Source organism: Candidatus Ichthyocystis sparus, from assembly GCF_900078745.1.
Taxonomy (GTDB): Bacteria; Pseudomonadota; Gammaproteobacteria; order Burkholderiales; family 2013Ark19i; genus Ichthyocystis; species Ichthyocystis sparus.
In genome coordinates, this window is sequence record NZ_FKII01000009.1 from 1 (window position 1) to 3,336 (window position 3,336).

Annotated in this window: 2 protein-coding genes; both read right to left on the reverse strand. The window is 38.1% G+C overall.

Annotation, left to right across the window (positions count from 1 at the left end; genetic code table 11):
* The coding region (locus A6733_RS00260; RefSeq protein WP_141663418.1) for a hypothetical protein at positions 1 to 1,917 on the reverse strand (1,917 nt) is incomplete at its 3' end.
* 856 nt (positions 1,918 to 2,773) lie between these two features.
* A partial coding sequence (locus A6733_RS08620) for a hypothetical protein (RefSeq protein ID WP_176696726.1) occupies positions 2,774 to 3,336 on the reverse strand: 563 nt, incomplete at its 5' end.

Sequence of the window (3,336 nt, forward strand, 5' to 3'; positions counted from 1 at the left end):
TGTAGAGACAGCACTAGTTGCAGACACACTACCAGGTTGATCTTTATAAAGAAGCAATTTAACAAATCTAGAAGAAGATTGATCACAATCCCCCTTTAGCAGCAATAAAGATCTTGACTCTGTACCAGAGACCTCACATTCACTACCACGTCCTAACCACTTTCTTTTACTTACAACAAATCTTAGATATTCGCGTCTTTGAGCCACTGAAAATGCTACTACAGGAACACCAACAACATCTAGAACATTAATAAAATTTCCACAACTAACATCGCCCAATGATCCATCTTCTAGTTCAGCAAAAACTGGATTAGTTTCTTCAGTCCATTTCAAGTTAAATATATACTCCACTTCCTTACGAATAGCACAATCTAGATTCGATAAAAAATCTAGCAACTCAGCTCCACTCAACGGCACTGGTCCACTATCAGAGGAACTTGACGACACTAGAATACTATCAAGAGAACGTATAAGATTAGGATGATGCTTATAATGATACATACAAATGAACTTACACATAAATTTAGATAGATGCAGTTCCTTATAAGTTTTGAACCAAATAACTTTCTCAAGCGACGAAAGTTCGCTAGTCACTATCGTTGAGATGTAGTTGATCGTCGAATGCGAGAAAGATTTGTTGGCAAATTTACGAACTTCGTGAAAGAGCTTATCAATTAATTTAGCACTATCTTGATGTAACTCAACACCTAGCAAATCAAAACACTGAATAGGTAGTGAAATACAAGAGGAGGAGGGAATTGTAAAACTAATAACCCTAGCCTCATCACGAGCATAAACAGGAATAGAAATACCGCTGCTGCTGCCCTTATGTATCTTTGCTGCAACTGGAGCAGAGGAAGACCCACCACCAGAGTCTCCAACAGAAGACTCTCCTAATGACAACGAAGGGCCCAATTGTGAACCAGATTGAGAATTAGTACGTTCAGGACAATACTGGGATGATAATGATTGAGAACCAGAAGGGGAAGAGTGCGTAAGATCAGCAACACTAATTCCCGATGATGCCGTACACTTGACAGCGTCTTTACTTATTGCAGTACTTTTTCTTCTTGCAAGTTTCGTAGCTTCTAACATCGCCGATGATGCTAACGGAGGAATATCAGCAATCTTTAGGACATCAACAAAATCTTTACAACTAACAGCAGTCAATGACTCTTCTTCCAAAGTAACACAAACTTTACTCCAACAAGAGTCAAAAACAGACTTCACCTCATCATTGATAGCACAATCTAGCCTCGATAAAAAATCTAACAACATATTTCCAGTTAATGGCACTACATCACTGCCAGAAGAATTAGACAATACTCGAATATTAGATAGAGAACGTATAAAATTGTGGCGGTACTTACAATGGTATTCACCAATACATCTGGATACAAAACTACCCTCGCACATCACCCTATAGGTAAAGTACCAAATAGCTCGTCCAGTAGGAGTAAGTTTATCACTCACGCCTGACGGGAGTTGTTTGGCTACCATATTCTTGTAAGTACGTCTAGCAAACACACCCATTTTGCAAAAGAGATCTTCAATTTTTCGAGCAATCTCAGGAGACAATACAACACCCAGCGAACCGAAGAAAACATACGAATCAACAACAGCAGCCGATTTTCGAGCAGAAATCCTTCCCCTACCACTCCTAGAGTACACTCCCTTACCTGTAGTAGCTGGAGAAGAAACAGCAATAGAAGCAACAAGTTTTTTGGCAGAAACTTTACTTTTGCCCTTACTACTAGTACTCACCCCATTAACTACAGTAGTAGTTGAAGCAGTAACCTCGACTTGCTGCAAATCACTACCTTGCAAAGTACCACCTTTGTTGCCACCATCATACTCGCTATCCTGGGCACCACTAGAGGCAGTAGGACTACTAGTTACAGATAACACAGGATACATAACAGACCTTATTTATGTTTTATTTATTGTTTGTAATCTACTATTTTTAGTATCAACTCACAAATCAACATTACATGAATAAGAGAAGTGAGTACAGTTCAACAACCAAACGCACACAATCACCCAACACCACAAACACAAGAAATCCACGTAGACAAAGCCAAAATCAAAACACGACACTCGTCCGCGAGATAGCTTAATTTACATTCAACAAATGGTAATTAATAAATTACTAAAGATTCAATGATACTCTTTATTTTAATTAATTCACAGCAGATAGTATCAGTACGTCTTAACAAAAAAACAAATATTACATATTTGGCCATTGATCGTATAACAAATGTATCATGCACGAATATTGAAGTGGATACAATTACTACTAAGCATTAATTTTTTCAATACACCCCGTATTACAAAGTTGTAGTGCTGAGATGAAAAATCTGACTTTCGGATTCTGTTATATAAATCACACACTGTATACAAGAAAAAACATAAAAAACTTAATATGTTAGCGCTATTAAAAAATAGCCCATTAAGTGGCAGTAATTTAGTGAACAAATTATAAACTCGATGAGAATATAAATTGATGCATTGGTGTAAAAAATTTGTTAACCACAATATAGTGTGGCCACTGAAGTTGTGTTATTTATAATGCTTATTGAACAAAGATGAAAAAACTGTCTCTGTCTCTATCTATAAGAATCCAAATAAGTATAATCAAAAATACATGGCCTCTATATCTAACATGAAAAAGCACAATAGGGGGATTTATCGTATAAAAATAAAAACTCGCTCACAACAAACTCATAAAATTATGTGATGCTAATGATAAGAGAGTAAGACCAATTCTTAGCAATTAACTTTTCCTTTTCCTTTTACGTCCTCTCGATCTTTGAGCACCACCGCGATGTGAAGAAGATAACCCTCCTATACCACCTCTAGACCCACTAGATTCACCAGCAGGTGGTGGTGAAGGTGGCAGGCCTCGATTCAGCAATGCTGCCAATCTCGCTCCCACATCATCAGCAGCAGTATCGGTAACAGCAGCCACTAGCGGAACATTACCAATATCCACAGGTGTAGAAGGGGAAGGTCCAGCAGATATCCCACTACTCATAGGCACCTCAAAATGCTCCTTAACTGATTGCATAATAAATGCTTTCTTAGGTCCATGAGGGTACCTAGAAGAACTACTACTAGCTGCCATGAAAGACTTACTAATAGCAGCAGAAACAGAAGAAGGGGCAGCAATCGGCACTACTAACTGCTCAGATGATGACGAAGGAGTTGATTCACCTACTAAAACTCTCGACTCAGAAGCAATAACTTCTGTAGCTAGTCCAACAATTGCTCTACCCAATACAGATGACTCCGTAGAAGAAGAGGAAACATCTGCATCTAATCCTGATACATATAAAG